Annotated in this window: 19 protein-coding genes; 4 read left to right on the forward strand and 15 right to left on the reverse strand. The window is 71.5% G+C overall.

Features of this window, described 5'->3' with window-relative positions; all coding sequences use genetic code 11:
• Window positions 1–22: 22 nt before the first annotated feature.
• The 4 genes from EV371_RS12715 to EV371_RS12730 all read right to left on the reverse strand — a co-directional run bounded on the left by EV371_RS12715 (window position 23) and on the right by EV371_RS12730 (window position 5,223).
• Window positions 23–1,117 (reverse strand): FG-GAP-like repeat-containing protein, encoded by a 1,095-nt coding sequence (locus EV371_RS12715; protein ID WP_130462224.1) that lies wholly within the window; start codon window positions 1,115–1,117, stop codon window positions 23–25.
• Between the two features lie 217 nt (window positions 1,118–1,334).
• The gene (locus tag EV371_RS12720) at window positions 1,335–2,450 is read right to left on the reverse strand and encodes an FG-GAP-like repeat-containing protein (RefSeq protein WP_130462225.1); all 1,116 of its coding nucleotides are present in this window, start codon (window positions 2,448–2,450) and stop codon (window positions 1,335–1,337) included.
• A 40-nt stretch (window positions 2,451–2,490) separates the two neighbouring features.
• Window positions 2,491–3,597, reverse strand: a complete 1,107-nt coding sequence (locus EV371_RS12725) for an Ig-like domain-containing protein (protein ID WP_165436669.1) — start codon at window positions 3,595–3,597, stop codon at window positions 2,491–2,493.
• 447 nt (window positions 3,598–4,044) lie between these two features.
• Entirely contained in the window at window positions 4,045–5,223 is a 1,179-nt protein-coding gene (locus EV371_RS12730) for an Ig-like domain-containing protein (protein WP_130462227.1), read from the reverse strand.
• A 167-nt stretch (window positions 5,224–5,390) separates the two neighbouring features.
• Between EV371_RS12730 and EV371_RS12735 the strand changes: the two genes are divergently transcribed.
• A complete protein-coding gene (locus EV371_RS12735; protein ID WP_455419397.1) occupies window positions 5,391–5,672 on the forward strand; it encodes a hypothetical protein in 282 nt (93 codons plus the stop codon).
• An 82-nt stretch (window positions 5,673–5,754) separates the two neighbouring features.
• A complete protein-coding gene (locus tag EV371_RS12740; RefSeq protein WP_130462229.1) occupies window positions 5,755–6,555 on the forward strand; it encodes an alpha/beta hydrolase family protein in 801 nt (266 codons plus the stop codon).
• 51 nt (window positions 6,556–6,606) lie between these two features.
• On the opposite strand, the gene EV371_RS12745 is transcribed toward EV371_RS12740, so the two are convergent.
• Genes EV371_RS12745 through EV371_RS12770 form a run of 6 tightly spaced genes read right to left on the reverse strand, consistent with a single transcriptional unit; the run spans window position 6,607 to window position 13,032 of the window.
• Window positions 6,607–7,581, reverse strand: coding sequence for a glycosyltransferase family 2 protein (locus EV371_RS12745; RefSeq protein WP_165436670.1), 975 nt, complete (start codon window positions 7,579–7,581; stop codon window positions 6,607–6,609).
• A gap of 8 nt (window positions 7,582–7,589) precedes the next feature.
• Window positions 7,590–8,447: a glycosyltransferase family 2 protein gene (locus tag EV371_RS12750; protein ID WP_130462231.1), complete on the reverse strand. Its 858-nt coding sequence runs from the start codon at window positions 8,445–8,447 to the stop codon at window positions 7,590–7,592.
• On the reverse strand, window positions 8,444–9,295 hold the full coding sequence (locus EV371_RS12755) for a glycosyltransferase (RefSeq protein ID WP_130462232.1): 852 nt from the start codon (window positions 9,293–9,295) through the stop codon (window positions 8,444–8,446). Before EV371_RS12755 ends, EV371_RS12750 begins: the two co-directional genes overlap by 4 nt.
• 58 nt (window positions 9,296–9,353) lie before the next feature.
• Complete coding sequence (locus EV371_RS12760; protein WP_130462233.1) at window positions 9,354–10,760, reverse strand: O-antigen ligase family protein; 1,407 nt, start codon at window positions 10,758–10,760, stop codon at window positions 9,354–9,356.
• A 53-nt stretch (window positions 10,761–10,813) separates the two neighbouring features.
• Window positions 10,814–11,737 (reverse strand): hypothetical protein, encoded by a 924-nt coding sequence (locus EV371_RS12765; RefSeq protein ID WP_130462234.1) that lies wholly within the window; start codon window positions 11,735–11,737, stop codon window positions 10,814–10,816.
• A 41-nt stretch (window positions 11,738–11,778) separates the two neighbouring features.
• Window positions 11,779–13,032 carry a glycosyltransferase family 4 protein gene (locus EV371_RS12770; protein ID WP_130462235.1) on the reverse strand — a complete coding sequence of 418 codons (1,254 nt, stop codon included), beginning with the start codon at window positions 13,030–13,032 and terminating at the stop codon, window positions 11,779–11,781.
• A 460-nt stretch (window positions 13,033–13,492) separates the two neighbouring features.
• Here EV371_RS12770 and EV371_RS12775 point away from each other — a divergent pair, with 460 nt between their 5' ends.
• Together EV371_RS12775 and EV371_RS12780 are read left to right on the forward strand one after the other, a co-directional pair.
• Window positions 13,493–16,390 carry a PQQ-dependent sugar dehydrogenase gene (locus EV371_RS12775; RefSeq protein WP_130462236.1) on the forward strand — a complete coding sequence of 966 codons (2,898 nt, stop codon included), beginning with the start codon at window positions 13,493–13,495 and terminating at the stop codon, window positions 16,388–16,390.
• A 163-nt stretch (window positions 16,391–16,553) separates the two neighbouring features.
• Entirely contained in the window at window positions 16,554–19,469 is a 2,916-nt protein-coding gene (locus tag EV371_RS12780) for a PQQ-dependent sugar dehydrogenase (RefSeq protein ID WP_130462237.1), read from the forward strand.
• A 75-nt stretch (window positions 19,470–19,544) separates the two neighbouring features.
• Here EV371_RS12780 and EV371_RS12785 read toward each other — a convergent pair whose 3' ends face one another.
• The 5 genes from EV371_RS12785 to EV371_RS12800 all read right to left on the reverse strand — a co-directional run bounded on the left by EV371_RS12785 (window position 19,545) and on the right by EV371_RS12800 (window position 23,585).
• The gene (locus EV371_RS12785; protein ID WP_130462238.1) at window positions 19,545–19,748 is read right to left on the reverse strand and encodes a DUF397 domain-containing protein; all 204 of its coding nucleotides are present in this window, start codon (window positions 19,746–19,748) and stop codon (window positions 19,545–19,547) included.
• Window positions 19,741–20,256 (reverse strand): DUF5753 domain-containing protein, encoded by a 516-nt coding sequence (locus EV371_RS12790; RefSeq protein WP_486484587.1) that lies wholly within the window; start codon window positions 20,254–20,256, stop codon window positions 19,741–19,743. The genes EV371_RS12785 and EV371_RS12790 overlap by 8 nt, the downstream gene beginning before the upstream one ends.
• A 16-nt stretch (window positions 20,257–20,272) precedes the next feature.
• Window positions 20,273–20,413 carry a helix-turn-helix domain-containing protein gene (locus EV371_RS34265; protein ID WP_486484588.1) on the reverse strand — a complete coding sequence of 47 codons (141 nt, stop codon included), beginning with the start codon at window positions 20,411–20,413 and terminating at the stop codon, window positions 20,273–20,275.
• 660 nt (window positions 20,414–21,073) lie between these two features.
• Window positions 21,074–22,651, reverse strand: a complete 1,578-nt coding sequence (locus tag EV371_RS12795; protein WP_165436671.1) for a lipopolysaccharide biosynthesis protein — start codon at window positions 22,649–22,651, stop codon at window positions 21,074–21,076.
• A 1-nt stretch (window position 22,652) separates the two neighbouring features.
• Window positions 22,653–23,585 (reverse strand): glycosyltransferase family 2 protein, encoded by a 933-nt coding sequence (locus tag EV371_RS12800; protein WP_165436672.1) that lies wholly within the window; start codon window positions 23,583–23,585, stop codon window positions 22,653–22,655.
• Window positions 23,586–23,594 lie beyond the last annotated feature (9 nt).

Below are 23,594 nucleotides of genomic sequence, written 5' to 3' on the forward strand. Positions count from 1 at the left end.
AGCGGATGATCGCGGCGGCTGGTCAGCGGATGAACCGGAGGCTGACGGCGGCGTTGCTGGTCCGGCCGAAGTCCGTGAGCCGGTAGACGAACCGGTCGGAGGTGGCCCGCTGCTGCGGGTACGGCCGGTAGATGACCGTCCGGGCGGTGGTGACCTGCACGGTCCCGTGTGCCGGCGGAGTGACGATGGTGAGCCGGGTGCGGCCGGTGACGAAGTCGTTGGCGAGTACCTCGATCCCGGTCGCCCGTGCCGCGCTGACCCGTGGATTGTCCCGGATCGCCGTCGGGGCCGGGACGAAGGTGCCGGTGCCGGTGCCGATGAAGGCGCTCTGCACCCCGGTCATGTCGCTGGTGGTGACCACGTCGAGGGTGCCGTCGCCGTTCACGTCCGCCACCGCCACCGTCCAGAGGTCGTCACCGTCGGCGTCGCCGTGCAGGTTCACCACCGTGCCGTTGTCGAGCACCACCACGACACCGGTGAAGTAGGCACCGCACCCCTCGGCGTAGGCGATCGTCACGTCCATCGCCCCGTCGGCGTCGAAGTCGGCGAGGTGGAACTGCGGCCGGCCGGAGCAGTACCGGACCGGGCCGGGGACCAGCCTTCCGGTGCCGGTGTTGAGGTAGGTGGTGAAGCCCTCGCCCTGGTCGGTCCATTCGTAGACGTCCTGCCGGCCGTCGCCGTTGAAGTCGGCCGTGCCGATGTAGCTGGGCTGGTCGATGGTGTCGAAACCGGCCGAGACCGCGAAGTTGTCCAGCACCAGCAGGGTGCCGCTGACCGACGGCGGTGGGCCGGCGAACCAGGTGACCGCGAGTTCGTCCGCGGCGTCGCCGTCGAGGTTGAGCCCCACCCCCATGTCCGGGCAGTACTCCGCCGACGGCAGGAACGGATAGGAGTGTGCCGGCCCGTAGCCGCCGGCGGCGAGGCCGAGTTCGACCCGGACCGCGCAACTCGACGTGCCGGTCACCACGCCGAGGATGTTGCGGTCCGGGCGGCCGTCGCCGTTCACGTCCGCGATGATCGGTTCGTCCTGCCAGCCGGCCCGGGCCGGTCCAACGGCCAGGCCGATGACGGTGGTGGCCGCCACGACGGCGACGATGGCGGTGCGTCGACCCCACATGAGCGCCTCCTCGGCGGCTGGCCAGCCGCCGAGGAGGCGGACTGGTTCCCATGTGGAGACTAGTTGCACTCATCGTTATCACTCATGTGCTGACAGCAACCCGACATTCCGTTTGAAAGGGTCGATTCGGGGTAGCCGGGGCTCGACTTCGGGCGTGGCGTGGCGATCCACCTCGCGGTCTGACTCGGCGCCCCGCTTCGGAGGGTGTTCCGGCGGCTCAGTCGATGATCTTGAGGCTGACCGTGGCGTTGCTGGTCCTGCCGTCCTCGCTGAGCCGGTAGACGAACCTGTCACTCCGGCCGTGTACCGGGTTCGGGGTGTAGATGACGGTCCCGTCGGTGGTGACCTTCACCGTGCCGTACCGGGGCGGCGTCCAGATACTGACCTTGGCCCGGTTGCTGGCGTAGTCGTTGGCGACCACCCGGATGCCGGTCGCCTTGTTTCCGGGGACCGTCGGGTAGTCCCGGATCGCGACGGGCGATCTGACGAAGTCGCCGTTGCCGAGACCGATGAAGGTCGTCGTCTCGTCGGTCAGCTCGTTGTGTGTGATCACGTCGACCAGGCCGTCGCTGTTGGCGTCGCCGGTCTCCACCGTCCAGCTCGCGAAGCCCTCCACGTCGGTGTGCAGGTGGAGTTGGCTGCTGTCGTCCCGGACCACCACCACGCCGCTGAAATAGTCGGCGCAACCCTCGATGTACGCGATCACCACGTCCATCGCGTCGTCGCGGTCGAAGTCGGCGAGCCGGTGGGTGAGCGGACCGGAACAGTGCCGTACCGGGCCCGGCACCAGGGTTCCGAGTCCGGTGGCGAGGTAGGTGGCGAAGCCCTCGCCCTGGTCGGTCCACTCGTAGACGTCCTGTCGGCCGTCCCCGTCGAAGTCGGCCGTGCCGATGAAGCTGGGCTGGAAGATGGTGTCGAAACCGGCCGAGACCGCGAAGTCGTCCAGCACCAGCAGTGTGTTGTCGACCGTCGTCGGCGGGCCGGCGGACCAGGTCAGCGCGAGCTCGGCCGCCGGGTCGGCGTCGAGGTCGAGCCCTACCTCCATGTCCGGACAGTTCGGCTCGTCCGCCGGCAGGGTCAGGAACACGTACGTCTGCGGCGTGCCGAAGTCACCTCCGGGCAGCCCCAGGCTGACCGCCAGGTGGCAGCGGGTCCCGGTGGGCCCGACGGCGAGACCGAGCACCACCCGGTCCGGCCGGCCGTCTCCGTTCACGTCGGCGACGATGGCCTCTCCCGGGCCGCCGGCGGTGGCGTCCGGTGATCCCGCACCCGCCCAGACGGCTGTCGCGGCGGTTACCAGCGTGGTGGCAGTGGCGATCCGCCTGCTCCTCATGGCGGCCCTCCTCAGGTTCGCGGACCCGTCGGGAGCCGAGCTATCCGGTGAACCGCAGGTACACCACCGCGCTGCTCCGTCGGTCGTCCTCGGTGAGTTGGTACGTGAACCGGTCGGTAACGCCGTGGTTCGCCCGAGGTGTGTAGATGATCCGGCCACCGCTGATCACCCGGGCGGTGCCGTACCGGGGCGGATTCGTGATGGTGACCCGCACCTGGCTGGTCGCCTGGTCGTTGTCGAGCACGTAGATCGTCACGGCCTTGGTGCCGGTGAGCGTGACGGAGTCGGTGTTCGCCTTCGGCGCCCGGACGAACCGGCCGCCCGCGATACCGATGAAGTGTTCGACCACACCGGTGAGCCGGGACTCGGTGCGGATGTCCGGTATCTGGTCGCCGTTGGCGTCGACCACCCGGGTGATCCAGGTCTCCACGCCGATCGGGTCGCGCTGGAGCTCCTGGGGCGTGCCGTCGTCGAGCACCACCGCGACCCCGCTGATCGGCGTCGGCGACATGCAGCGCTCGGTGTAGCTGTTGACCATGTCGGTCGCACCGTCGAGGTCGAAGTCCGTCAGCTCGTAATCGAGCGGACGCGCGCACCAGCCCGCCGGTCCCTGGGTCAGTGTTCCGTTGCCCAGGTTCAGGTACGTCTCGATGCCCTGGCCCTGGTCGGTGACCGAGTACACGTCCTCCCGCCCGTCCCCGTTGAAGTCGGCGGTGCCGAGGTAGTACGGCGCGAAGATCGCCGAGACGAGCCCGAACGACGGCTGGAACGAGGTGTCCAGCACCATCAGGTTGTACGGCACGGTCGGTGGCGGGCCCGGATACCAGGCCACCACCAGTTCCTCGGTCCGGTCCGCGTCCAGGTCGACGGCGACGCCCAGCTCGGGACAGCGGGTGCCCATGCCGGTGCCGCCGGGCCGGAGGTAGACGAAGGCCACCGGCAGCCGGTACTCGCCGGAGGCGGTGCCGTACTCCACGATCACCGAGCAGAGGTCGGGCCGCACCAGGCCCAGCGTGACCCGGTCGGTGAAGCCGTCCCCGTTGACGTCGCCGAGAACCTGGTCGCCGCGGCCGGCGGCCCAGACCGGCGCCGGGGCCGATCCGGCGACGCCGCCGATCGCGATCATGATCCCGATTACCAACGACATGGCGGTACGTCTGCGCCACATGGCGCCTCCCAGCTACCTCGAAGTGTGCGCGCCGGCGCGGTTTGGGATGCGGCAGTGGACGCTGGCCGGGGCGTGTCCGTCCGGCTCGCCCGCCCGGTGGCGGCGACCGGGGTTCACCACGGCGGCTGGGCGGTCGGGAGTGGCCTCCGCAACGCCCGGGTCGCCGACCGCGAGCACGGCGATCGCCGCACCTGGGCGTCTGCTCCACATAGTGCTCCCCCTATGTAGTGCTTTAGCGGGTCCTTCGGACCAACCCACATTTGGGACGCTAGACCGATTCTGGTGGTATTGACCGATGCTGACCGTGATCTGACAGCGGGCTTGCGGCATGTCGTCGCGGACGGGCCGGGCGCTGACGTCCGGGCCACGCAGCGCACCGGGCTGACCCGACCGGTCCGGTCGGGCGGGATCGACGGTGAAAGCGGCTCAGCGGGGCTCGTCCGGCGGGAAGATGACGGTGACCACCGCGGTGCTTCTCCGGTCATGCCGCTGGAGCTGATAGGTGAACCGGTCGGTACGCCCGTGCTGCGGGTGCGGCCGGTAGAGGACCCGCCGGTCGGTCAGCACCTGCGTGGTGCCGTACCTCGGCGGGACCGTGACCACGACCCGGGTCTGCAGGGCCGCGTAGTCGTTGGCCAGTACGTCGATCGCCAGCGGCTTCACGCTGGTCAACCCGACGCGGTCGGTGTTCGCGTCGGGGCCCCTGACCAGGGTGCCGGTTTCGCTGCCGAAGTAGTACTCGACCGTCCCGGTGCTCAGGTTCTGGGTTCTGATGTCGGCGAGGCGGTCTCCGCTCATCTCGCTGACCTGCGTCCGCCAGCTCTGTGCACCGGTGGGGTCGAGCTGGAGTTGTTGGACCTCGCCGGTGGCCAGCAGTACCACCACGCCGCTGCTGCCGTCCGCGCAGGCGTCGGTGTACGCCACGATGCTGTCCATCCGCTGGTCCAGGTTCAGGTCGGCGTGCTGGACCGTCGGCGTGTCCGTCGAGCACCAGTTCGCGAGGCCGGGGCTGACGACGCCGTCGATCACCTGGCTGGTGTAGTAGCCGCCCGGGCCGATGCTCCAGGGCGAGGCGACGCCGTCGCCGCCGAAGTCGGCGGTGCCGAGATGGCGCGGGGTGGCCTGCGGCGAGGTGTACGTGGTGATCGACCGGAAGTTGTGGTCGATGACGAGCCGGTTGTAGCTGAGACCGGGCGGCACGGCGACGCTCCAGGCGAGCCAGAGCTCCTTGAACTGGTCGTCGTCGGCGTCGAAGGCGGTGCCGATGTCCGGGCAGTCGGTGCCGATGGGGCCGCCGGGCCGTTCGTAGGTGTGCGCGATCGGCGGCAGGTAGACCCCGGGTGCGGAGCCGTGCTGGATGACCAGCGAGCAGAGGTTGGGATGGATGGCTCCCAGGACCGCCCGGTCCTGGACGCCGTCGTTGTTGAAGTCCGCCAGGATCGGCTCACCTGGCGCGGCCGCCCGGGCGGCCGGTGCGGTGCCGCCGGCCACGGCCACCGTTGCCAACACGATCGACGTGCCGATGCGCCTGCCCCACATGACGCCCTCCTCGTGCCGAAGTTCCGGATTGACCGCCGAGAGGATGTTCAGGAAGGTTAACCCCATTTTGCGAAGCCATTACGATTGCCGACCGTGATCTGACAGTTACTTCCTGTCAGATGGGTGCGATCGGCCGCGCCCTCGGTCGCCTTGATCGGTTCGACGGCAGGCTGCGTACCCTGGAAGACGTGAGCCCGCGTCGGAACCGCCCACGGCCAGCGGAGACCCCGCCGCTGGACCGCACCCGGCTGGAGCGCGGGGTCGGCTCGGTGCAGACCTGGCGGGACGGCGAGTGGCAGGTACGCAACATCCCTGGCAGCGCGGCGACCAAGACGTACCGCTGTCCCGGCTGCGTCCAGGAGATCCGACCCGGGGTGGCCCACCTGGTGGCCTGGCCGGCCGACGGGCAGGGCGACCTCACCGACCGGCGGCACTGGCACACCGGCTGCTGGCGCGCCCGGGACCGGCGCGGCCCGGGTGTGGAACGCTCGCGCAGCGCCCCCCGGTACGGGTGACCGGCGCCCGATCCGAGGGATCTTCGTCACGCTGTCCCGGGTTCGGTGCCCGGTACCGCCGGAGCGGGTAAGACTGATCCCTGTGAGTACAGCCATCCGCGCCGCAAGCATCCTGCCCGCCCGCCGGGAGGAGATCGAGCTGCACACCGCCGACGGCCTGCGGCTGGTCGGCGAGCTGGCCCTCCCCGCCGACCGCGAGCCGGTCGCCACCCTGGTCTGCCTGCACCCGCTCCCCACGCACGGCGGGATGATGGACAGTCACGTGTTCCGTAAGGCCGCCTGGCGGCTGCCGGCCCTGGCCGACCTCGCGGTACTGCGTTTCAACACCCGGGGCACCAGCAGCGTACGCGGCACCAGTGAGGGGACCTTCGACGGCGGTGACGCCGAGCGGTACGACGTCGCGGCCGCGATCGAGTACGCCGAGTTCGCCGACCTGCCGGAGATCTGGTTGCTGGGCTGGTCGTTCGGGACCGACCTGACCCTGCGGCACGGCTGCGACCCGGTGATCGCCGGTGCGATCCTGCTCTCTCCGCCGCTGCGCAGCAGCACCGACGCCGACCTGGCGCAGTGGGCGAGGGCCGGCAAGCCGCTGACCGCGCTGGTCCCGGAGTTCGACGACTACCTGCGCCCGGAGGAGGCCCGTCGACGCTTCGCGGTCGTGCCCCAGGCCGAGGTGATCGGCGTGCCGGGAGCCAAGCACCTCTGGGTCGGCGACGCCGAGACCGTCCTCGACGAGGTGGTCCGGCGGGTGAACCCGGCGGTACCGGTACCGCTGCCGTCGCGGTGGGACGGGCCGATGGAGACCGGTGACGCCAGCGCGTACGCCGACCGGACGGTGGCGGCCTTCGCCGACCTGCCGACGCCGGACGAGCAGTGGGGCTGAGCGGGCTCTCCGCGTTGCTGCCTGGGCGGATCGAGCCGTGTCCGAGCGGGCTCAGCCGTCGGTGTCGGGAGTGCCGCGCGGCGCGGGTGGTACCGGTTCGGTGACCTCGACCGGGGGCAGGCCGGCCGCCGATGGCCAACCGGTCAGCCAGGTCCGGCGCTGCCGCCACACCTCGCGCCAGTAGCCGGCCCGACCGGTCAGCCGGGCCGCGGTCGCCCGGGCGGCGATGCCGATCCGCAGCAGCGTCCGGCCCAGCGCCGCCCGGGCGGGCGACCAGCGCAGCCGCTGGAAGGTGACCTGGCCGCGCAGCAGCATCACCCGCTTGCCCGCGCTGGTCGAGGCGGCCCCGCCGACGTGCAGCACCCGGGCCGCCGGTACCAGCACCGGGCGGGCGCCGATCTCGGCCGCCCGCAGGCATAGGTCGAGATCCTCGCAGTACATGAAGTAGTCCGGGGTGAAGCCGCCCAACTGGTCGAAGAGGGACCGCCGGACCAGCAGCAGGCAGCCGGAGGCGGCCGGCACCCGGACCGGCGCGGAGCGGTCCAGCCAGGGCAGCGCCTCCCGGTTGAAGAGCCGGGACCGGGGGAACAGCTTCGACAGTCCGGTGGCGAAGCAGGTCAGCGTCCAGAGCGAGGGCGGGCCGAAGACCGAGTGGCCGTCGTCGCTGCCGTCCGCCCCGAGGGTGCGGCCTACGTAGATGCCGTGTCCGGGCCGGGCCCGGGTGAACGCCAGCAGCTCCCCGATGAGGTTGCCGACCGGTTCGGTGTCCGGGTTCAGCAGCAGCAGCCAGTCGCCCCGGGCCCGGGACGCGCCGACGTTGACCGCCCGGCCGAAGCCGACGTTGCGGGCCAGCCGGACCACCCGGGCCTCCGGGAAGGCCGCCGCGACCGCCGCCGCCGACCCGTCCGTCGAGGCGTTGTCGACCACGAGCACCTCGTACGGCTCATCCGGGCAGGCGGTGCGCAGCGTGGCGAGCGCGGTCAGGATCAACTCGCGGGTCTGGTAGGAGACCACGACGACGCTCACCGCCGGCGTCACGGTGCCGCTCCGGTGACGCCGCCGGCCGCCGAAGGGCTCCGGCTGGACTCGTCGCGCCCCCACCCGTTCCGGACCGCCGGGCGCCGGGCCGCCACCGCGGCCAGCACGGTCAACCCGACGTAGCAGAGACCGGCCGGCAGCAGCCACGGCCGGGGCAGCACCACGTCGACCAGCCAGGAGGTACGGCGGGCCCGGCGTACCCGGCCGTCGGCGGCGCGCAGGCTGGCGTTGCCGGCCCGGACCCGGCCGAGCCGGCGCAGCAGGTCGGCGGTGCGCCGCGGGGTGGCCACCACGGTCGCCACCCCGGCGACCTCCCGCTTCTCCGCCTCGGTGAACTGTCCGTCCAGGAAGAGGTCGTCCGCGACCACGTCGGGAAAGCGGTCGAACCGGGCCCAGCCGGCCGCCGACAGCGCGATCGCACCCCGGCCGAAGAGCGCGTTCCGGTACGCCGGATGCCGTCCGTTGATCGCGTAGTAGGCGCGTACCAGCAGGGGCCGCCCGACGGTGTCCAGCCGGCGGCGCGGCGCGGCGGCCAGGGTCCCCGGTACGGCGACCGCCGCGGCCAACGCGCGGGCCCCGGCGGTGTCGAGTGCGATGTCGGCGTCGAGGTAGATCCGGGGGAAGCCGTGCACCGCCTCGTCCCCGGCGTTCAGCGCGGCCGGCTTGCCCGGCTCGGGCAGCTCCCGCACCACGACCCCGGGCACCGAGCGGGCCACCGCCGCCGTGGCGTCGGTGCAGCCGTTCGCCACCACGACCACCTCGAACTCGCCCGGCTCGGCGTCGGCGAGCAGGGTCCGTAGGTTCCGGCCGAGCACCGCCGCCTCGTCGTGTGCGGCCACGACCACCGTGGTCACCACGGCGCCCGCCCGGTCAGCGCGAGGCGGATCCTCCGGGTGGCGTTGCGTCGGCGCAGCCGCCAGCCCTGGTATTCCCGCAGGTCGAGCGGGGCGGCCTGGACCACCCGGGCCGAGTGGCGCATCTGCTGCGTCCACTCGGCCACCGTCGTCACCCCGGTACGCCGGGCCGACAGCGGCCGGCGGGCCAGAAAGTCGGCGTCGGTGCGGTAGATGGTGTGTGGGCTGCGCGGATCGTCCATGTGGTCCTCGGGCAGGAACGGGTGGTACCAGCCGTTCAGCCAGCCGAGCCGGGCGGCCCGCAGGCACCAGGCGGTGAAGGTCTCGCCGCCGGCCAGCGGGCCGACCTGGTCCAGCGTCTCGCGCTTCATCAGATAGCCGCTGCCCTGCACCCAGTGGTTGCGGAACAGTCGGTGCCCGTTCGGATAATCGGCCAGCTTCGTCGCCACCAGCGCCTCGTCGACGTCCTCCGGTGGGAAGCGCCAGGTGCCGATCACGCCGAACCCCGGCACGTCCCGGTGCGCCCTGCGCAGGACGGTCAGCCAGTCGGGATCGGGCAGGCAGTCGTCGTCCACCTTGCTCAGGTACGAGCCGGTCGCCCCGGCCCAGAGCCAGTTGGTGGGCTCGGTCAGCCCGGCGTTGACCGGGCTGCACCGGAAGCGGTGCACCCGGGGGTGGTGCCGGAGTTCCTCGACCGCCTCCAGGGTCGGCCGGTCGGTGCCGTTGTGCCAGAGCCACACCCGGGCGTCCGCCGGGCAGGTGTCGAGCAGGTGCGGCAGCGACAGCCGGACGTACTCCGGCCGGTCGTACGTGATCATGAGGATGTCGATCCCACCGTCGCCGGTCATCCGATCGCCTGCCTCCGCTCGGGTTCCCGGAGCTGGCCGCGGCTCACGCCCCGCTCCGTCATGCCTGCGTCGTCGCCGGCACCGGTCCGGCCCCGTCGGGCTGCCGGCCCGGACGGCCCGACTCGATCCGGTTGGTGCGTTCCGCCCTGGTCAGCCGCCACATCGCCCCGGTCAGGCCGAGCAGTACGTGCACCGTGATGAAGAACGTCGTGAAGTACATCGAGTCAAAGGTGAACCCGGACACGCCGGCCACCCCGATCGCCACCGCCAGCACCGCGGCCAGGTCGCGGTCCCGTTCGGTACGGGCGAACCGGCGTACCCGGCCGGCGACCACCACTCCGGAGAGGAAGAAGACGGCGAGCCCGACCACCCCGATGATGCCGCCCTGCACCAGGGTGGTCAGCCACTGGTTGTCCAGCAGTTGGTAGAGCTCCGGCAGGAAGGTGCCGACCCCCCGTCCCAGCCAGGGCCGTTCCTGGATGAACGGGGTCACGTAGTCGTAGTCCTCCACCCGGGCCTGCACGCTGGGATCGCTCTCCCCGGCGAGCAGCAGGGACTTGATCGCGGCCAGCAGGCCGGGCCGGGCGACCTGGATCAGGGCGGTCAGGAAGGCGCCGACCACCAGCACGTTGAAGGTGGTACGCAGCGGCCAGACCAGGACGAAGAGCAGGATCGCGGCGCCGAGGGCGAGTACGCCGGTGCGGGAGAGCGAGATCGGGATGACGGCGGCCTGGAGCATCGCCAGCGCGCCGTAGATCTGCCGGTCCCGCCGGGTCGACGAGAACCGGGCGAAGTGGATCGCCACCACCAGGCCGATCACCATCAGCACGCTGAACTCGATGTAGTGCCCGGCGGTGCCGGCGACCCGGACCAGCCCGTCGCCGCCCCGATCGCGGAACCCGACCACCTCCTTGTGGAAGGTGAGCAGCGGCGGCAGCTTCAGGTACGTGGTCAGGTCGATCCGGGTCACGAACTGCACCAGCGCGACGAGCGCCATGAAGGTGGCACCCCAGCAGAACCAGCGCAGCACCTTGTCGACGCGCTCCCGGGTCAGCACCCCGTCGGCGACCGCGAGCAGGATCCCGGCCCCGGCGAGCGCCATCAGCAGGGTCCGCTCGGCGCCGTTCGCCTCCAGCACCGGCATCCCGCGGCCCTGCCCGGCGACGTAGGAGAGGAAGAGGGTGACCAGGTAGATCGCGATCGCCCAGCGCATCGGCTGCTGGCCCCGGGTGACCAGGCTGGGGTGCAGCCGGCTCAGCGCCCACCAGACCAGCAGGCCGAACCCGACCATCAGTCCCGGCTTGCCCAGGTCGCTCAGCGGCGGGAAGACCAGCCGGAAGGGAAGCAGGTAGGCGAGCATGACCGACGCGATCACCGCTGCGGTGGCGTCCGGGAAGTGGTGTACGGCGGGGGTGATGCCGTCGTACACGGTGTCGGACCGCCGCGCGGATAAGTAGGTCGGCACGTCGCTCGTCTCGTCCGTGCGCCGTCAGCCGGCGCTCGTGGGCTTCCCGCGGATCATCGGTTCGGATCGTCCACGACGTGCCGGGCAGGGGCGGTGAGCAGGACCGTCTCCTCGCCGCCGGGCGCGGTCGGTGAGCTGGGGCGGCGGTCGTCGACCGGATGCGCCGGGGTCCGGTCGTCGGGGTCGGGCGCGGCGCGCCGGGAGAGGGACTGGGTCGGCTCGCGGCCGGGACCGGGGGCGAGCGGCGCGGCCCGGGTCACCGGAGCCGGCGAGACCGGCGCCGGTCGCGGCGGGCTGACGACCGCCTGGCCGGCGTTCCAGGCCACCGGGGTACGCGCATCCCGGCGCTGGCCGAGCCGGGCGCTCGCCCGGCGCCGGGCCACCGCGTCGCAGACCACGGCACCGACGGCGGCCAGCAGGAGGCCGATCGCGGTGATCACGACCTGTGCCCGCAGCACGTTGGAGCGGGACTGCACGATGTTCAGCCCGGGATCCAGCACCTCGGTGGTGATCTGCTCGCCCGGGTTGGGCTGGTACGGCGCCTGCTGCCCGGCGACCTCGTCGTGGATCAGCCGGGTCACCGCCTCGACGGTCTTCCGTGCGCTGTCGTGGCTCGCCGCCGTCACCGCCACGGTCAGGATCGAGCTGCGGTTCACCAGTCCGACCTCGTAGTCGGGGTCGCCACCGGCGGCCGCGATCCTGGTCCGGGCGTCGTGCGCCGAGGTGGAGATCTGCACGGCCTGGGCCATCGCGTTCTCACCGATGCGCAGCCACGGGTTGCCCGGCCGGGGTGTCGCGTCCGGGGCCGGGGCCGCCGTCGCGGTGGTCGGTGGCACGAGCAGGATCGCGACCTCGGTCTTGTACTCGGGCTGGATCGCCAGTCCGAACGCGAGTGCCGCGCCGAGCGTCACGACGACGATCGGAGCCGAGACGTACCACCGCCGAAACATGAGCTTCAGCAGGTCGAGAAGGTCCATCGGGCGGCCCTTTCGAAAGGCGCGGAAGTGCGTGCGGGTGGTCAGATCGGCAGACGCGCGGCATCGGCCCCGTTACCGTGTGAAACCTCGTTGTAGTCGCTGGGTGACCCGCGGAGCAATCGATCCCACAGTCGGATGTACGACTTCACCTGGTGGTCCCAGGCGAGTTCATCGACGAACCGCTGCCTTCCGGTGGCACTCATCGCGGCTCGGGCGCGTTCGTCGCTGAGAAGCTGGTCGATGGCCTTGGCGAATTCGTCCGGGCTGCCGGTCTCCACGTAGCTCGCGGCCGCCTCGGCGGTACGTCGGGTCTCCAACATGTCGACCGCGACCACCGGTACGCCCCGGGCGACGTACTCCACCGTCTTGGCCATCGTGTACATCTGCGCCATCCGGCTCGGCCGGTCCGGCTGGATGGCGACCGAGGCGGAGCAGAGCAGCGCGTCGACCTCGTCGGCCTCCAGCCAGCCGGTGAACCGCACGATGTCGTCCACCCCGCGCTCGGTGGCCAGCCGGCGCAGCTCCGGCATGCTCTCGCCGTCCCCGGCGACCACCAGTTCCCAGTCGTCGGTGCCGCGCAGCCCGGCCAGCCGCTCGGCGGCCAGCACGGTGGCCTCGACGTTGTCCTGCGGGTTGATCACGCCGACGTAGACGATCTTCTGCCGGTGATCGTCGGTCGTCGGGCCGTCGCCGTGTCGCACCTCCGCCAGCGCCGGCCCGTTGCGCACCACCACCACCTTCTCCGGCGGGCAGCCGCCCCGGCGCAGCGCCAGTTCCCGGAACGACTCGTTGGTGGCGACCACGGCGGTGGCGGTACGCCAGGAGAGCCGTTCGAAGAGTCGGAGCATCCACAGCACGCTCGGCCGGGGTTGGCCCGCCTTGCACTCGTAGAGTTCCGGGCTCAGGTCGTGGTGGTCGAAGACGAAGGGGCGCCCGAGGGCCCGCATCAGGAGCCCGACCAGCCAGAAGACGTCCGGCGGGTTGCACGCCTGGACGGCGTCGACCCGGGTCCGCAGCATCAGCCCGAGCAGCCGGGTGGCGACGGCGATCAGCGCCCAGGCGAACTCGGCGGCGAAGGAGAGCACTCCCTTGCCCGCCAGTGGTTGGGGGAACGAGTGGATCCTGGTGGCGGTGGTGCCGGGTAGCACCGTGAGCCGTCGCGGTCCCCGTGGGCAGATCACCGACGCCCGGTAGCCGGCCGCCTCCAGCGCCTGGCACTCCCGGATCACCCGACGGTCCCGCTCGGCTGGCAGATTTACCACCACGATGACCACGTGGGGGCGTTGATCAGCCATCTCTAACTCCCATCCGCGCAGCTCGGACGACGTTTTCGATGGAAGGTCGCGGTGTATGCGAATTCGCCGCGACCCGAAATGAGCCTGCTCCCGGACTGTCCCGCCACCCGCCCGGTGCCTACCAAGACATTGCTCTACCGGCCCGGTCCGGGCAAGGACCGTGGATTGGCGGATGTGTCGAGTTACTTACAAGGTCACGACCGATCGTACGATTGTTCCTTCACTCGCTCATCCGCGTACCGGGGATGAAACACCAGTTCAGGAGCTGGTCAGCAGCAGTTCGGCGGCATCGGACGCGAATCGTCGGGGAAGCGGGGTTTCAATGATCTTCGTCCTGATTCGCGATTAGACGCAGCCGGGTGGCGGGTGTGGCGCCGGAAACTACTCTGTGCCGGCAAAGGTGAGCGCGGTTCAGAGTCGGTCGGAACTGTCGCTCGCCGGGTGGGGAGGACGTTGCGTCATGCGGTTGCGGCAGGGCTTGCGCCTGGGACTGGTATTGGCACTGCTGGCGAGCGTCCTGACGCCGCTGCGCGGAACCGCGGCGGCGGCGGTGACGCTGCCGACCGGGTTCCAGGAGCAGGTGGTGTTCAGCGGGCTGCTCCAGCCGACGAACATCGAGTTCGCCCCGGACGGGCGGATCTTCGTCGCCGAGAAGGGCGGCCGGATCAAGGTCTACGAGGACCTCGCCGACACCACCCCGACCGTCTTCGCCGACCTCTCCACCAACGTGCACAACCAGTGGGACCGCGGCCTGCTCGGGCTGGCCCTGCCGGCCGACTTCCCGGCGAACCCGTGGGTCTACGTGCTCTACACCTACGACGCGCCCCCCGGACAGACCGCTCCGGTGTGGAACGACACCTGCGGCGACGCCAACGACGGCCGCTGCGTGGTCACCGGCCGGCTCTCCCGGCTGCGGGCCAGCGGCGACGTGATGACCGGTGCCGAGCAGGTGCTGATCTCCGACTGGTGCCAGCAGTACCCCAGCCACTCCGTCGGGGACCTGCGGTTCGGTGCCGACGGCATGCTCTATGCCACGGCCGGCGACGGGGCCAGTTTCAGCGCCACCGACTACGGTCAGTTGGGCAACCCGGCCAACCCGTGCGGCGATCCGCCCGGCGGCACCATGCGGCCGCCGACCGCCGAGGGCGGGGCGCTGCGTGCCCAGGACGTCCGCAGCGGCGCCGACCCGACCGGCCTGGACGGCGCGGTGCTGCGGCTCGACCCGGCGACCGGTGCGGCGGCGCCGGGCAACCCGGCGATCGGCGCCGCCGACCCGAACACCCGGCGGATCGTCGGGCACGGCACCCGTAACCCGTTCCGGTTCACCATCCGCCCGGGTACCAACGAGATCTGGCTCGGCGACGTCGGCTGGCGTACCTGGGAGGAGATCGACCGGATCGTCGACCCGACGGCGCGGGTCACCAACTTCGGCTGGCCCTGCTACGAGGGCGCCGCCCGGATGGCCAGCTACGACAATGCCAACCTGAACCTCTGCGAGACGCTGTACAGCGGGGCCGGGCAGACCGCGCCGTACTACACCTACAACCACGCCTCGGCAGTGGTGCCGGGGGAGAACTGCGGTTCCGGCGGGGACGCCGTCTCCGGGCTCGCGTTCTATCCGGGCAGCGGCGGCAGCTACCCGGCGGCGTACGCGGGGGCGCTCTTCTTCGCCGACTACTCGCGCGGCTGCATCTGGGCGATGCGCCCGAGCACTCCCGGCGGGCTGCCCGACCCGACCAACATCCAGGCGTTCGGCCAGGCCGCCGCCGGCCCGGCCGACCTGGCGATCGGCCCGGGCGGTGAGCTCTACTACGCCGACCTGACCGGCGGCACCGTACGCCGGATCCGGTACTTCCCGGGCAACCAGCCGCCAACCGCGGTGATCCACGCGACCCCGACCAGCGGCCCCACCCCGCTCGACGTGACCTTCGACGGCACCGCCTCGACCGACCCGGACCCGGCCGACGCCGGCCGGCTCAGCTACCGGTGGGACTTCACCAGCGACGGTACGGTCGACGCCACCACACCGACCGCCACCTTCCGCTATCCGACCGCCGGCAGCCACACCGCGACGCTGACCGTCACCGACACCCTCGGCGCCTCGGCGAGCAGCACCGTGGAGATCCAGCCCGGCAACGCCGCCCCGACCGCCCTGCTGGACAGCCCGACGGTCGGCACCACCTGGCAGGTCGGCGACACACTGAGCTTCGCCGGTCGGGGCACCGACCCGCAGCAGGGCACCCTGCCGGCCTCCGCGCTGCACTGGCGGCTGCGGATGGAGCACTGCGAGTCGGTCGGCAACTGCCACACCCACCACCTCCAGGAGTGGGCCGGGGTGGCGTCCGGCTCCTTCGTCGCGCCGGACCACGAGTACCCGTCCTACCTGGAGTTGGAGTTGACCGCCACCGACGGGCAGGGCCTGTCGAACACGGTGGTACGCCGGCTCGATCCCCGGACCGTCGACCTCACCCTCGCCAGCAACCCGCCCGGGCTCCAACTGACGGTCGGCGCGATCACCGGGATGACCCCGTTCACCCGTACCGTGATCGTCGGCTCGACCAACACGATCAGCGCGCCGAGCCCGCAGACGGCCGGTGGCACGGCGTACTCCTTCACCGGCTGGTCCGACAACGGGGCGGCGACCCACGTCGTGACCGCACCGGCGACGGCGGCCACCTACACGGCGACGTACGCCGGTGCGGTCGGCTGCGGCGCCGTGCCCGGTTACACCTGCCGCACCGAGACCGGCCGGCCCTGGCGCGCGGCGGAGACCACCGTGTTGTCGCTGGCCGGCGACGACGCGGTGACCCAGGTGGCGCTGCCGTTCGCGGTGCCGTTCTTCGGACAGCGGCACAGCACCGCATGGGTCTCCTCGAACGGGTTCGTCTCCTTCACCGACCCGGGCGGGTCGCAGCCGACCAACACGGCGCTGCCGGCGGCCGCGGCGCCGAACGCGGTGCTCTACCCGTTCTGGGACGACCTCTGGGTCCGGGCGGACTCCAGCGTCCGGACCGCGGTGACGGGTACCGCGCCGGACCGCCGGTTCGTGGTGGAGTGGCGCAACAGCGGCATGTACGGCTCCACCTCGGCCCGGATCAGCTTCGAGGTGGTGATCGCGGAGGACGGTGAGATCGTCTTCAACTACCGGGACCTGAACACCAGCGGGCGGGAGCGGGGCGACTCGGCGACGGTCGGCATCGAGAACGGGACCGGTACGGTCGCGCTGTCGTACTCGGTTAACCAGCCGGTCCTGACGAACGACACCTCCGTGGTCTTCCGCCCGGACGGAACGCAACCGCCGGCAGCCGTCAGGGGCGAGCGCCGCCGCTCGCCGATTCCGGGCCGCTATTACGGGTAGCCGCCGTGCAAACGGCTGACCAGGGAAGCCGATCGACCGTTAAGGAATGTTCAGTCAGCTAACCGCCCTGGTCAAGCTCGCGACAGTCGATCCCGCTACGGAGGGTGATCCTGGAGCGCGCGGTCGTCGATCCCTTCGGCGGCGCCGTGGAGGGAGGGCCGCCATGTCCGGTGCGGTACGGCGATTCTGGGCACTGAGCCTGGCACTCGGGCTGGGTGTACCGGTCGTGGTCGGGCTGCCTCCGTCCGGACCCGCACCCGCGGCGGCGCTCCCGGCCGGCTTCACCCAGCAGGTGGTCCACACCGGCCTGACCCGCCCCACCAAGCTGGTCTTCGCGCCGGACGGCCGGGTCTTCGTCGCGGAGAAGAGCGGCATCGTCAAGGTCTTCGACAGCCTGGCGGACAACACCGCCACCGTCTTCGCCGATCTGCGCCCAAAGGTCTACGACTACGAGGACCTCGGCCTGATCGGCCTGGCCCTGGCCCCGAACTTCCCCACCGACCCGTACGTCTACCTCAGCTACACCTACGACGGCGTGGCCGGCGGCAGCGCACCGACCTACCACGACACCTGCCGGGTGATCGGGACCTGCCGGGCCAGCGCCCGGGTCTCCCGGCTCCGGGCCAGCGGTGACGTGTCGACCGGCGCCGAGCAGGTGCTGCTGCACGACTGGTGCCACCAGATCGAGAGCCACTCGATCGGCGACCTCGCGTTCGGCCCGGACGGCGCGCTCTACGTGGCCGGCGGCGACGGGGCGTCGGCGACCTTCACCGACTACGGGCAGGCGGGTACCCCGTCGAACCCGTGCGGCGACCCGCCCGGCCCGGCCGGTGCCGCGATGACGCCCCCGGGCGCCGAGGGCGGTGCCCTGCGCTCCCAGGACATCCGTACCCCGGCCGACCCGACGGGGCTCTCCGGCACGCTGATCCGGATCTCGCCCTCCACCGGGGCGGCGCTGCCGGACAACCCACTGGCGGCGAGCAGCGACCCGAACAACCGGCGCATCGTCGCGTACGGGCTGCGCAACCCGTACCGCTGGACGTTCCGGCCGGGCAGCAACGAGATCTGGCTCGGCGACGTCGGCTGGCGTACCTGGGAGGAGCTCAATCGGGTGGTCGACCCGGCGGTCGGGCCGGTCCGCAACTACGGCTGGCCGTGCTACGAGGGAAACGCCCCGCAGGGTGGCTACAACGCGGCGAACCTGTCGCTCTGCGAGACCCTCTACACCCAGCCCGCCGGCACGGTCATCCCGCCCTACTACACCTACCAGCACAGCCAGCAGGTCGCGGTCGGCGACGGCTGCCGGACCGGCGGCTCCTCCCCGGCCGGAGTGGCCTTCTACCCGACCAGCGGCGGCGGCTACCCGGCGGCGTACGCCGGGGCGCTCTTCTTCGCCGACTACTCCCGGGGCTGCGTCTGGGCGATGCGGAGCGGCGCCGACGGGCTGCCCGACCCGGGCCGGATCGTGCCGTTCGCGATCGCGCCCGGCGTGGTGGACCTGCGGATCGGCCCGGAGAACGACCTCTACTACGTCGACCTGCTCGGCGGCACCGTGCGCCGGTTCCACCACAGCACCGGCAACCGTCCGCCGCACGCCGTCGCCGAGGCGACCCCGACCAGCGGACGGGCCCCGCTGACGGTTTCCTTCGACGCCGTCGGTTCGACCGACCCGGACCCGGGCGACATCCTGGAATACCAGTGGGACTTCACCGGCGACGGCACCGTGGACGCGACCGGGCTGAACGCGACCCACCGGTACCCCTCGGTCGGCACCTACACCGCCCGGCTGCGGGTGGTCGACTTCGCCGGGCTCAGCGACACCGCGACGGTACAGGTCAGGGTCGGCACCAGCGCCCCGGTGCCGGTGATCGACCAACCGACCGCGGCGCTGCGCTGGGCGACCGGCCAGACGGTCACGTTCAGCGGCGGGGCCACCGATCCGGAGCAGGGCCGGCTGCCGGCCTCGGCGCTGCGTTGGACGCTTGTCAACATGCACTGCAGCACGCCGGAGAACTGCCACAGCCATCCGGTCCGCGAGGTGACCGGGGTGGCCACCGGCACGTTCCTCGCCCCGGACCACGAGTACCCGTCCTATCTGGAGCTGACGCTGACCGCCACCGACAGCGGTGGGCTGACCGGCAGCACCACGCTGCGGCTGGACCCGAGGACCGTGCAGCTCAAGCTCGCCACCCGCCCCGCCGGGCTGCGGGTCAACCTCAACGGGCGGAGCCTCACCACCCCGAACGCCGTACAGGTGATCGTCGGCTCGACCAACACGGTCAGCGCGCCCGGACCGCAGCGGCTCGGGCCGGCGACGTACACCTTCCAGAGCTGGGCGGACGGGGGCGCCGCGACCCACGTGATCACGGCGCCGGCCGCCACCACGGCGAGCTACACCGCCAGCTACGACGGCGCACCGGGTAGCTGCGCGGACGGCTTCGGCTACACGTGTACGACGCAGCCCGGCCGGGCGTACCTGCCGGCCGGCCCCGGCGAGCTGCCGTTGGCCGGGGACAACGACACCGCGTCCGTGGCGCTGCCGTTCCCGTTCCCGTACTACGGGCAGAACCACTCCAGGGCGTGGGTGGACGTCAACGGTGTACTGTCCTTCGTGGATCCACGCGGCTCCTGGCCGGCGAACCGGGCGCTGCCGCACGCCACGACACCGAACGCCGCGCTCTACCCGTTCTGGGACGACCTGGTGATGCACCCGGAGTCCCGGGTCCGGACCGCCGTACTCGGCGCCGCGCCGGACCGGCAGTTCGTGGTCGAGTGGAAGGACGTGGGACTCTCCGGCGCGCCTTCCGCCCGGATCAGCTTCCAGGTGGTGCTCTCCGAATGGGGCCAGATCGTCTTCAACTACACCGCGTTGAACGCCGGACGGGAGCTGGGCAACTCGGCAACCATCGGCATCGAGAACCCCACCGGCACCGACGCGGCCCAGTACTCGGTGAACCAACTGGTGCTGGCGAACGGCAGGGCGATCATCTTCACCCCACCGGCCTCGGTCCCGGGGACGGCCCGAGTTCCCTGCTCGGAGCTCCGTCGGGTGTCGTGTAACGCGCTGCAGGTGCCGTAGTCGACTCCGCCGGTGACGTCAGTCCTGCCACGACGTCGGGGGTGGGCGAAGGGTGCCACCGGCTGGAGGGGTCGGTCAGCGGGCGATGCTGGCGGTCTTGACTCCGGCGACGAAGGCGGACCAGGCGTACGGCGCGAAGGCGAGGACCGGCCCGGTCCGGTCCTTGGTATCGCGTACGGCGACGACGTCGGCCAGGTTGTCGGCGACCTCGACGCATTCGCCACCGTTGTCCCCACTGCGAGTGCTCTTGCGCCACTGGGCGCCGGTCACGTCAACCATGATGGACCTCCCCAACGATTTTCTCGATCATGTGCCTCGATTGTCCCTCATCCAAGGCGAGTGCGGTCAGCCCGGCCCAGACGGTTTCGTAGGCTGCCAGTTCGCTTGGCCGGTCGAGATAGAGCGCCCCGGTCAGCGACTCGCAATAGACGATGGGCGGCTCCGGAGTGTTCCGGTTGCCGGGTGGGAAGTTGAGCATGACGAACGTGCCGGCGACGGCGCCGTAGTGCAGCCCGGCTGCCAGCGGTAGCACCCGGATCGAGACGTTGGGTCGAGCACCTACATCCAGCAGATGGCGAAGCTGGCCAGCCATCGTCTGGCGGCTGCCCACGATCCGCAGCAAAGCCGCCTCGTGAATGATCAGTTCGAGCCCGGGCGCAGACGGCAACCGTCGGGTCAGTAGCGACTGTCGTTGCAGCCGAACCTCGACCAGCCTGTCTCGCTCCTCATCGCTCATTGTTGACCGGTGCTGGTAGACCGCCAGTGCGTAGTCCCTGGTCTGGAGCATGCCCGGCACCATCGCGTCATAGAAGAACCGGAGTCTGCCGGCTGCACTCCAGGGCCTCGGCCGCCGCGTCAAGGGTCACCCCGGCCTCGGTGCGGAGCTGCTTGAGCGTTCGGCCGAGCTGGCGGCGTGGCACGGTCGAACCCATGTCCTCGGTCATTTGATCACTCCCCGCGTTCGATTCTGCAACATCCTGCCGCCTCCGATGAAACGTCTATCTGTTGACCATAGGTAAGTCAATAGACGATGGGTGGTTTCTCCCGATAGTTCGCTTGCCATTCACGCGTCACACGCTACAAGATGGCCTTCGAGAGGTGACCGTCCAAACAGTTCTCGACTGGGTCGCCGCGCTGATCAACAATCCTCGGCGAAAGGATGATGCTGCGTGCGCGCAAATGTCTGTCGTATTCTTTCGCCCTACGCCACCGGCCTGATCGCGATCGGCGAACCGACGGCTCGTGGCAGACCGGGCGGGGACCGGTTGACCCGTGATCAACTCAAGGCGCTGTGGCTGCACCGCGCGGTCGCGGGACGTCTGGTCAGCGACCCCGACGGAGTGTTGGCGAAGGCGGCGGCGAACCTCGAACGGCTACGTTCGGTACACCCGGACGGGATGGCGGCGAAGTGGCTCGAACGCTGGAGCGCAGTCCTCGACGCCGGGGTGGAGTCAGTCTTGACGGTCTTGACCTCGACGCGCCCTGACGATGTCGAGTTGCGGCAGAACTCACCGTTCGCCGGAGTCCTGCCCGAGTCCGAGCGTCGAGCCGTGCTGGCGGCGTTCGCGCAGAGCTGGTGCGAGCAGCCTGCTGTCCGACGGTGCTCAGGATCCGGCGCCGGTGCCGGTGGCGCCGCTTCCGGCGGCCCGGCGGCGGGGGAGTCGGGTCAGCACCAGCCGGCGTAGCCGGGCGTCGGTGGCCCAGAGCAGTACGCCGGCGACCAGCCCGGCCGCCCCGCCCAGCACCAGCAACTCGACCACCGGCCCGGCCTCCAGACCGGCCCGGGCCGCCGCCAGCGGCACCAGGACGGCGGCCGCCGCGGCCAGGATCGCCGGCACCGTCGGGGCGAGGAACGCCGCGACCGACGCCCCCGCGGCCCGGCGCACGGTGACCCAGACCGCCAGGGCGGTCACCACGACCTGCATGCCGACCCCGGCCAGTGCCACCGCCGTCGCCTCGGCCACGTCGCCGTACCCGGTGAAGAGGGTGCCGACGGCGGCCAGCGTCGCCACCCCGAGCACGCCCCGGGTCCAGAGGATCGCGGCGAGCTTGCCCGGCTGGCCGATCGCCTGGAGTGCCGGGCCGAGCAGTACCCCGTACACGTTGACGGCGCCGAAGAGGCAGAGTAGCCGCAGCGGCACCTCGGTGCCGGCCCACTGCGGACCCAGGAGCGTGACCAGCGGATGCGCCGCCGCCGCGAGTATGCCGAGCACCGGCAGCCCGGCCAGCGCACCGAGGTGCTGGAGCTGGTTGAGCTGCGCGGCCAGCGCCGCCCGGTCCCGCTGTAGCCGGGACAGTGACGGCAGCGCCACCTGCTGGAGCGACCGGACCGTGACGTCGACCAGCATGTCCGGCAGCCGGGCCGCCAACCGGTAGATCCCGGTCGCCACCGGCCCGAAGAACAGCCCGGTGAAGAGGACGTCGGCCTTGGAGCTGAGCATCAGGCCCAGCCCGGCGTTGGCCGAGTGGGCGGAGAAGACCAGCAGGTCCCGGATGCCGGCCAGCCGGGGCCGGCGGCTCGGCCGCCACGGGCAGACCCACCAGAGCACCACCAGGCCGACCGCCGCGTTCACCAACTGCTGCGCCACCAGGGCCCAGATGCCCGCGCCGGCCAGCGCCAGCACCACCCCGGCGGCGCCGCTGAGCAGCGAGGCGAGCAGGGTACGGATGGCGACCGCCCGGAACCGCAGTTCCCGGCGCAACACCGCCTCGGGCACGATCGACAGCCCCTGCAACAGCACCAGCGGGGAGAGTGCGACGCAGATCGCGGTCAGCTCCGGAGCCCGGTTGGCCAGCGCCCACAGCGGACTCACCGCGGCGGCGAGCCCACCGATCACCACCCCGGCCAGTATCAGCACCACGAACGCGCCGTCCAGGTGCTCCGGCGTGAGTCTGTCCCGCTGCACGATCGCGGAGACCAGCCCCTGCTGGATCAGCGTCTGCGCCACCGTGATGTAGACGGTGGCCATCGCCACCAGGCCGAACTCGCTCGGGCCGAGCAGCCGGGCCAGCAGGAAGGTGACCAGGATCGACGAGCCGATCCGGCCGGCGGTGAGCACGTACGACCAGCCGATCGCCGAGCGCAGCCGGCCACCGCCGCCCGTCGACGGCGGACCCGGGTCGGTTGCCGGGATGCGTGCTGGCTGCTCCGGAGCCGTCCGGGCGGGCTGGACCGCGGGCACCCTAGGCGCTTCCCTTCGCCGTGCTGGCACGCCGCCGGATCAGCCGACCCAGCCAGACCGTGATCCGGCGGCGCAGCAGGCCGAGTCGGACCCGGACCCGGCGGGCCCACCAGGTGGCCAGGAACGCCACCGCCGAACTGAGCCGGGTGCCGAGCGGCTCGGAACCGGTGGAGAGGGTCCGCAGCGTCTCGGCGAGCATCCGCAGCCTCGGCGCCCGGACCCGCCTGCCGCTCTGGGCATACCAGGCCAGTGCCGAGGCCGGGGTGGCGTCCTTGGCCTGCCGGGTGGAGGCGCCGTGCATCCGGCGCAGGAAGAGCGGCTCGGCCACCTCGTGGATCTCGCCGAGCCGGGCCACCTCGGCGATCAGCGTGTAGTCGGAGGAGAGGAACGGGCGGATCATGCCGGTCCGGCGCAGCGCCGACATCCGGAACACCCCGAAGTGCGCGTGACAGAGGTTGATGTTCTTCGCCACCCGGGCCACCCGGCGCCACGCCCGCCGGTCGCGCAGGTCCAGCCGGTCGGCGTACGGGCCGATGACCTCGCCGGCCTCGTCGATCAGTACGGTGCGCGGATAGGCGAGTACGGCGTGCGGCCCGGCCGCGTCCAGCGCCGCCACGCAGGTGCGCAGGTACGCCGGCAGGCAGACGTCGTCGTACGCCACCCACTTGAACAGCTCACCCCGGGCCAACTCGACCACCCGGGCGTAGTTGACGTGCCCGCCGAAGTTGCGCGGGTTGCGGTAGAGCCGGATCCGGGGGTCCCGCGCGGCGTAACGCTGGCAGATCTCCCAGGTCCGGTCGGTGGAGGCGTTGTCGCTGATGATGATCTCGAAGTCGGGGTAGTCCTGGGCGAGCAGGGCGTCGAGGCAGCCTTCGAGGTAGCGCTCCGCGTTGTAGAGGGGTACGCCCAGACTCACCCGCGGTGCTGGCTCCATCGTCTCCTC

This window comes from Plantactinospora sp. CNZ321 (assembly GCF_004217235.1).

Excerpts from the sequence above, each read along its gene's own strand:
- EV371_RS12715 (WP_130462224.1), bottom strand. The coding sequence starts at position 1,117 with ATGTGGGGTCGACGCACCGCCATCGTCGCCGTCGTGGCGGCCACCACC.
- EV371_RS12720 (WP_130462225.1), bottom strand. The coding sequence starts at position 2,450 with ATGAGGAGCAGGCGGATCGCCACTGCCACCACGCTGGTAACCGCCGCG.
- EV371_RS12725 (WP_165436669.1), bottom strand. The coding sequence starts at position 3,597 with ATGTCGTTGGTAATCGGGATCATGATCGCGATCGGCGGCGTCGCCGGA.
- EV371_RS12730 (WP_130462227.1), bottom strand. The coding sequence starts at position 5,223 with ATGGGGTTAACCTTCCTGAACATCCTCTCGGCGGTCAATCCGGAACTT.
- EV371_RS12755 (WP_130462232.1), bottom strand. The coding sequence starts at position 9,295 with ATGACCGGCGACGGTGGGATCGACATCCTCATGATCACGTACGACCGG.
- EV371_RS12765 (WP_130462234.1), bottom strand. The coding sequence starts at position 11,737 with ATGGACCTTCTCGACCTGCTGAAGCTCATGTTTCGGCGGTGGTACGTC.
- EV371_RS12770 (WP_130462235.1), bottom strand. The coding sequence starts at position 13,032 with ATGGCTGATCAACGCCCCCACGTGGTCATCGTGGTGGTAAATCTGCCA.
- EV371_RS12775 (WP_130462236.1), top strand. The coding sequence starts at position 13,493 with ATGCGGTTGCGGCAGGGCTTGCGCCTGGGACTGGTATTGGCACTGCTG.
- EV371_RS12780 (WP_130462237.1), top strand. The coding sequence starts at position 16,554 with ATGTCCGGTGCGGTACGGCGATTCTGGGCACTGAGCCTGGCACTCGGG.
- EV371_RS12785 (WP_130462238.1), bottom strand. The coding sequence starts at position 19,748 with ATGGTTGACGTGACCGGCGCCCAGTGGCGCAAGAGCACTCGCAGTGGG.
- EV371_RS12790 (WP_486484587.1), bottom strand. The coding sequence starts at position 20,256 with ATGCTCCAGACCAGGGACTACGCACTGGCGGTCTACCAGCACCGGTCA.
- EV371_RS34265 (WP_486484588.1), bottom strand. The coding sequence starts at position 20,413 with ATGACCGAGGACATGGGTTCGACCGTGCCACGCCGCCAGCTCGGCCGA.
- EV371_RS12800 (WP_165436672.1), bottom strand. The coding sequence starts at position 23,585 with ATGGAGCCAGCACCGCGGGTGAGTCTGGGCGTACCCCTCTACAACGCG.